Annotated in this window: 6 protein-coding genes; 1 reads left to right on the top strand and 5 read right to left on the bottom strand. The window is 51.3% G+C overall.

Annotated elements, in window-relative coordinates:
* From OB13_RS05970 to OB13_RS05960, 3 genes are all read right to left on the bottom strand, one after another.
* On the bottom strand, window positions 1-144 hold a 144-nt coding region (locus tag OB13_RS05970), incomplete at its 3' end, for a CBS domain-containing protein (protein WP_461489240.1).
* Window positions 145-603: 459 nt separating this feature from the next.
* A complete protein-coding gene (locus OB13_RS05965) occupies window positions 604-1,278 on the bottom strand; it encodes a membrane or secreted protein (RefSeq protein WP_461489239.1) in 675 nt (224 codons plus the stop codon).
* Window positions 1,279-1,536: 258 nt separating this feature from the next.
* Complete coding sequence (locus tag OB13_RS05960) at window positions 1,537-2,058, bottom strand: DUF2911 domain-containing protein (protein WP_461489238.1); 522 nt, start codon at window positions 2,056-2,058, stop codon at window positions 1,537-1,539.
* Window positions 2,059-2,298: 240 nt separating this feature from the next.
* Between OB13_RS05960 and OB13_RS05955 the strand changes: the two genes are divergently transcribed.
* Window positions 2,299-3,540 (top strand): hypothetical protein, encoded by a 1,242-nt coding sequence (locus OB13_RS05955; RefSeq protein WP_461489237.1) that lies wholly within the window; start codon window positions 2,299-2,301, stop codon window positions 3,538-3,540.
* 69 nt (window positions 3,541-3,609) lie between these two features.
* Here the strand turns inward: OB13_RS05955 and OB13_RS05950 are convergent, their stop codons facing one another.
* On the bottom strand, window positions 3,610-4,479 hold the full coding sequence (locus tag OB13_RS05950; RefSeq protein ID WP_461489236.1) for an alpha/beta fold hydrolase: 870 nt from the start codon (window positions 4,477-4,479) through the stop codon (window positions 3,610-3,612).
* Between the two features lie 129 nt (window positions 4,480-4,608).
* Window positions 4,609-6,270 carry a M1 family metallopeptidase gene (locus OB13_RS05945; protein ID WP_461489235.1) on the bottom strand — a complete coding sequence of 554 codons (1,662 nt, stop codon included), beginning with the start codon at window positions 6,268-6,270 and terminating at the stop codon, window positions 4,609-4,611.
* Window positions 6,271-6,681 lie beyond the last annotated feature (411 nt).

Below are 6,681 nucleotides of genomic sequence, written 5' to 3'. Positions count from 1 at the left end.
CAGGAACCGCTCGTCCTGCATGACCAGGAGCGCGCCCACGTTTTGCTCCATCATTTTCTCTAGAGCACTGAAAACGGTGCTGGTTGGGGATATGGCAATGACTTTATTGCCCTTTTTCTGGAGAATGTGCCTGACTGTTCCCATAAAACATCCTGTAGTTCAAGTAGTTGATGTATTCTGAATTTAGGATATTATACGGGAGGTTTAGAATAAGGTCAAAAAATTATTGGAAATATGCTGAAAATATTCTGTTGTGTCTTTCAAATGACTAATCTATTGACTTTAAATGGTATAAGGTAGACGGGAGGGGATAGATTGTCCGGTGTTATTGTTACTTCCTGTGAAATTCGTCTACAAACAGGTATAGCCTTTTTTCTTCTAAGTGAAGCTATTTATCCTGTTGATTAAAGGCCTCAGTTAGGAAACCTAAGCTAAGTGGGAGGGGAGAATACTTAATTGAAAGAAGTGTATAAAAGACATCACTCCGAAAGGACGCAATTGCCCGATGGGAGTGCCTCTGCGCAGGTATAGCGCTCTTACCCGGAGCTGCGTGCTATACCTTTGTGGCTGCAACAACTCCGCTATAAACTATCCGGGCAGCTACTAGTCGGCCGAAATCCTGGACCAGATCTCGTTCACTTTGCTGCCTTTGCTGCTCTGTCCGGTGTGGTGCCAGTTGCCGTCCTTTACTTCGTAGTTGAAGGAGAGCAGCATACCTACCCGGCTGGAGTCGCGGGAAAAGAATTCTATGTTTTCGGTATACTTGCCATTTTGTGCGGTATAGGTGCCGCCCCCGGTGCCGGAAAACTCACCGGTCTCCGAGTTAAAAGCGATCCACTGAAAGCGGGTGCCCGAAAGAACTTTCAGGGTTTTGCGCGCACCCGGGCGCATGGTCGTCATTTCACCGTTCTGCTCACGGCCTGTGATGCGCCAGGTACCGGCGAGAGGAGACGCTTGATTCTTCTCGGCTATCCGTACCCAGTTCTCTGTCTCTTTTGGGTTCTTGCCTTCGCTCGTCACCTGCCATTTGTCGTTCTGCAAGGTATAGCTGCTTGTGGCAGATGTACCTACCTTGGTGGAGTCCATCGTGTTGAATTCGTGCTGGATGGTCAGCTTACCGTTGATGGCCGTGTAGGTGCCGCCTGTGGTTCCCAGGAATTTTTTGTCTTTCAGGTCATATACCGCCACGGTAAAATAGCCGTCCTGTATGAGCATGATGATGGTATTGTCTCCTGCGTCGCTCATACGCCAGGCACCTTCCAGAGGGTTCGTTTGCACGGGTTGCTGATTTGGGGTGGATTGTTGTTGCTGTTGTGAATGGGAAGGGGCGGGAGCCGTGAAGCCTAACAGAAATAAGAGGCTGAGTCCTGCTAGTTTTTTATTTTTCAACAGTGTCATCATGCTCATATTCATCAGAATTGAAAGATCATTTGTATACGGACGAATGTAAAAGTGGAAGCTTGCCCAAAAATAAAGCCGCTCTACGAAAGGTATAAGCGGCTTTATTTGCAAGGTATGTTACATGGGTAGACTGATCTACTTTATCTTCACGGGCAGCTCCAGGTTTTCCCAGCGCATGAGTATGCCGTTCTTGGCGATAACATAGGTGAGTCGCTCGTGCATTTTGGGGGTCTTGCGCGGCTTCACATTTACCCGGAGCGCGTCGCGGCGTTCGTCATACTCGGTTCCCCACTGGCCGATGGCTTTGTTGAAAATAACCGTCCACTGGCTTTCACCAGGGATGGTATAGAGGCTGTATTTCCCTTTCGGAAGGGGCTTGCCCTCTACCAGCACGTCTCTGCTGAATTCGATAATCGTAGCTTCGTTTGCGCCTGCACGCCATACCCGCTCATAGGGCACCAGTTCGCCCCATACCTTCCTGTTCTTCACGGCCGGGCTGCTGTAATCTATCGTAACCGTGGTTTCGCCTATCTTTCCGGAAGCAGTGGCAGGAGGACTGGGACGGTTCGCCTTGTTGTTTTGTGCCCAGGAAACAGCAGGTAACAGCAGAAAGCTGAAGAAGACCAGTGACCAGGCAAAGAAGTTTGCTCTTTTCATAAGAGGTAAATTAGGATGATAGGTATACAGGTTTTGGTATGGCTAAGATATAAAAATATCCTTACTATATTCAGAAAATCATGTATGTCTACAGGTTCTCCGGCTTTTGATCCGCCATCCGTAAGCTTAGACTTCTGCTCTGTCTGAAAGTTTAACGTGTCCGGTTGGTGAATTATGATAAGCAGCCTCTTTTTTTGGTGCGTTTTCTGCGAACTGAATTGCAGGGCCCGCTGTTCTGTAATGAGTCGGTTTTTATCGAAAGCAGGTATACCTGGCCTTGTGTTTATCCTGACCCATTTCCTTTATTCCGGTTATTTTGTTGTTCGTTTTATGCGTCCTACTTTAAGTAATACCCCTGCTACGTCCCGCTCTTCCTGGCTCCTGCGCCTGGCAGGATGGGGGCTTTTACCCTTGTTGCTGTTTTTTTTCATAGCAGCTACCAGTCCTTCCGGTGATACCGATGCCATCGTGCTTCGTTCCGAAAAGCTATCGTTCACCCCCAAGGAGTTTTACATAGCCGACATCCGGGATGAGCGGGCAGATAAAAAAGCCGTAGCGTACCTGCTGCCTGTTAGCGGCAGTCCGGCAACCAAGACCAAGGCGCTGCCCGTTGACCTGAAGGGAGGAGGCTTGGCAGCCATTCGTCAGTTTACCCGCGAAAGCCTGCCACGCAACACAGCCCTGCGCCCGGTGGTGATTCGCCTCAAAGAACTGAGTGTAAAAGAAGCAGCCGGAACAGGCGGAAGAGTGGAGGGGCGGGTGGTAGTTGCGATGGCCTTCGAGTTGCAGCGCGGCGAAGAAACCGTGCCGCTGCTGGAGTACAAAGGAGGCGCACGCTACGAGCGACCTGCCAGCAAAAATGAAGTCGTGGAGCCTGTACTGCGGCAATCGCTGGGAGAGGCGCTGCGCTACCTCAATACCTGGATGGACCGGGAAGCAGCCACCAACGAAAAACTGGCCAAAGGCATCAAAGTAACCTTCACAGATTATACAGGCGAGGCAGACAATGATACGGTTTTCTATGCTGCCGAACGCCCCCTTACCTGGAATGACTTCAGAGCCGGTGTAAATCCAACAAGCCGCTTTTCAGCCACGGTGTTCCCCAGCTTTTCGTATGAAGGCGATAGCAAGGTGATCAACGGGATCGTGCACCTTAACCTCAAAATGCAGGTATACGTGCTGAAGAGTTCTTCCTGGGTGAAAGCGGAAGCCAAAGATGCCTATGGTCTGAACCACGAGCAGCGCCACTTTGATATTGTCAAGCTTGTAGCTGAGCGCTTCAAGCAGAAAATAAAACCTGACGAGCTCTCCCTTGCCGACTATAACAGCAATATCCAGTACCATTTCATCGAATCCTACCGCGAAATGAGCCAGCTCCAGGACCAATACGACGGCGAAACCCAGCATGGGATAAACAAGGCAGCCCAGGAACAGTGGAACCAGCGGCTGCAGCAGGAGCTGAAAGAGTTAGGAATCAAGTAAATAGTTACTCTTACTGAAAAGCGGGGTATGCAACGGTAAACAACTATGCCGTTGCATACCCCGTTTCCTTTATTTTTCTGTTACGGTTTCACTTGCCTTTGCACTGTTCATCCCGTAATGTTCGGCTAGTAGCTTATAAAACGCCTTCTCGTTATGCAGCCAGGGGAGGTGACCGCTGCTAGGAATGGTGATGATCTTGGCTGTGGGGTACCTTTGCGTTATATATTTCACGCTGCTGCCATAGATGTCCTGATATCCGTAGGTGATGGTGATGCCATATCCCGGATCAGGCATTTGCCGGAGTTCCGGAGCCAGCAGGAGTATGCCGGTTGTACCATTAATGGCCCTGGCCATGATGCAGCTGATCTCAAACGGAACCCGATCCGTTACCTGAAAGCCCTTGTTGAAGTTGAGCGAAAACTGCCGGAACAACCTTCTGTAGGCACTGTCGCTGCCTGCCAGCCCCATCATGGAATCCAGCAGCATGTCTGATTTTTCCAGCAGCGAAGTTTTCGCCATATGAAATTTTCCTATTTCTACCATTGTCTGCCGCCAGTGGCTGCCGGTGCCGGAGCAGGGGCTGCACAGGAACATGCTCAGCAGCCGGGGACTGTTGTGCTGGGCATAGATCTGCGCATAGAGGCCGCCCCAGGAGTGACCAAACAAATGAAATTTATCCAGACTGAACTGTAAAGCTATGCTGTCGATGTCAGCGATGTAGCTTTCCAGGGAGTAGTCGTGGGTGGCGGTGGGGGACTTGCGGGTGCCGCGCTGGTGGAAAGAAATCACCTGATAATCAGGAGCTAAAAACGCTGCTACGGGCCCTAAGCCATCCGGCACGCCCGGCCCTCCGTGTAGCAGGATAACCGTTTCTTTACCGGCATTTTGCTGAATAGTGGTGAATAACCTGGTATCGTTGTTTTCTATGATTTCGACCATAAAGATTGGTACGGTTGCAACACCCAAATGGCTTTGGAAACCACCGGGCTTGCTCTTAAAAAGTACAGCCGCTCCAACACATTAAGTTGAAGCGGCTGCAATCATAATTTGGTGGGTTAATGGGCTTGATCAGGTGGTCTGGGTGCCAACGGTGACATAAAAATTAGGATCCACTTTCACGGTCGTGCCGGCTTTTACTTTCTTCATCTCTTTCCATTCCGTTGTAGGCTCCAGCCAGGTCTCTTTGCCATTCAGGTATACCTTCACCGGCATGTCGAAACCATCTACGACGTTGGTCCAGCGGTAAGCTAGTTTTTTCTTTTCCAGGCGATATTCCAGCTCCGGTATGCGGGTGTCGCGCAGGTATTGATCAAAGAAGCGGGTCAGGTCTTTGCCGCTGTGCTTAGAGAGGTAATCTTCTATCTGCTTTGTGGTTACGGTCTGGTGGTAAAAGTCGCGGTTGAGGCCCCGCAGGATGCCGCGGAATTTCTCATCATCGTTTACGAGCTGGCGCAGTGTGTGCAACATGTTGGCCCCTTTGTTGTACATGTCGCCGGAGCCGCTGTGGTTCACATCATACTGGCCAATGATAGGGCGGTCGTTCTGAATGCTTTTGCGCTTCCCGATGGTATATTCGTTGCCTGCCTTCGTGCCGTAGTGGTAGTCCAGAAACAAGGATTCGGAGTAGGCCGTGAAGCTCTCGTGGATCCACATGTCCGCGATGTCCTTGTAGGTGATGTTGTTGGCAAACCACTCATGGCCTGACTCGTGGATGATGATAAAGTCGAACTTGAGTCCCCAGCCAGTGCCGCTCAGGTCACGGCCCAGGTAGCCATTCTGGTAGCCGTTGCCGTACGTCACCGAACTCTGGTGCTCCATGCCCAGATAGGGAGTTTCGACCAGCTTGTAGCTGTCTTCATAAAAGGGATAAGGGCCAAACCAGTGCTCAAAGGCCTGCAGCATACGCGGCACATCCTTGAACTGCCGCTTGGCCTTCTCCAGGTTGTCGCGCAGCACATAGTAGTTACAGTCCAGCGCCCCCTTTTCGCCCTGGTATTCTTCAGAGAAATTCACATAGTCCCCGACGTTGATATTGACGCCGTAGTTGTTGATCGGGTTGGAGACAAACCAATGAAAGGTACGGGTACCATCCTTGTTCTCATCGACTTTGCGCAGGCGCCCGTTCGAAACATTGGTCAGCTCTTTGGGAACAGCCACACTGATGAGCATACTGTCGGGTTCGTCGTACATGTGGTCTTTGCAGGGCCACCACAGGCTGGCGCCGTCGCCCTGGCACGAACTCGCTACAAAAGGGTTGCCCCGTTCGTCACGAGCCCACGTAATACCGCCACTCCAGGGGGGCCGCACACTCACCTGGGGCTTTCCGCCGTAGTATACTTCTACCTGATTCTCGGCTCCCGAAGTCTGCTGCGCTGTGAGCTGTACAAAGTGCGCGTTGCCTAGTTGCTTCACATCCAGTTGCTTCCCGTTCTGCACCACTTTTTCTATCCGCAAGGGAGGCTGCAGGTCGATCTGCATCACCTGGTAGGGCTCCAGCACTTTATACTGGATGGTGTTGACGCCGTGGATGGAGCTGTCGGCAGGGTTCACCTGGATGTCGAGGTGATAATAGGTCAGGTCCCACCAGGCCCGTTCTTTGGTGATGGATCCGCGTAAGGTGTCCTGCTGCGTGAAGGCAGGTGCCTGCGCCTGGGCAGCAACTGTACCGAGCGAGACCAGCGCGAGCGCTACGGGTAGAATGGACTTGTTGGGGAAGGAGATCAGTTTCATTTTGGAGGCGCGAGCTTTAAAGATTACAGATTGCTAAAGATAAGCAGAAGCAAAAAGATACAGAAAAGATATTGAGCGGGCAGGTATTCTTTGTAAGGAACCAGCCTTGCCCTTGGTTATTCAGTTATTGTAAGGACAGGTCGCGACCTGACTGGATCGTGCACCCGGTATAGGTATAGATAGGTATACCGGGTCAGGACCTCGCAGTGTGCGCAGCTCCTGCGAGTGTCTGAGCAGAATTTCCCTGCAACTCCGGTTCCAACCACCCCTGCCCCTCAGAGCTACGCTCGCAAGCTTCGAACTCGCGTTCTCGCTTGTCCAGGAAGGGAGCCTGCTGTTACTGTTTGAGCTAACTTGTTTCATAGCAGGCGTAGAGTCATTCCCCTGCCCCCTTCGAAGGGGGACTTACTG

The organism is Pontibacter sp. HJ8 (assembly GCF_054824225.1).
This window is presented reverse-complemented; position numbering and strand designations above follow the sequence as displayed.

Coding starts and splice junctions, on each gene's coding strand:
- OB13_RS05960 (WP_461489238.1), bottom strand. CDS start 2,058: ATGAAAAGAGCAAACTTCTTTGCCTGGTCACTGGTCTTCTTCAGCTTT.
- OB13_RS05955 (WP_461489237.1), top strand. CDS start 2,299: ATGAGTCGGTTTTTATCGAAAGCAGGTATACCTGGCCTTGTGTTTATC.
- OB13_RS05950 (WP_461489236.1), bottom strand. CDS start 4,479: ATGGTCGAAATCATAGAAAACAACGATACCAGGTTATTCACCACTATT.
- OB13_RS05945 (WP_461489235.1), bottom strand. CDS start 6,270: ATGAAACTGATCTCCTTCCCCAACAAGTCCATTCTACCCGTAGCGCTC.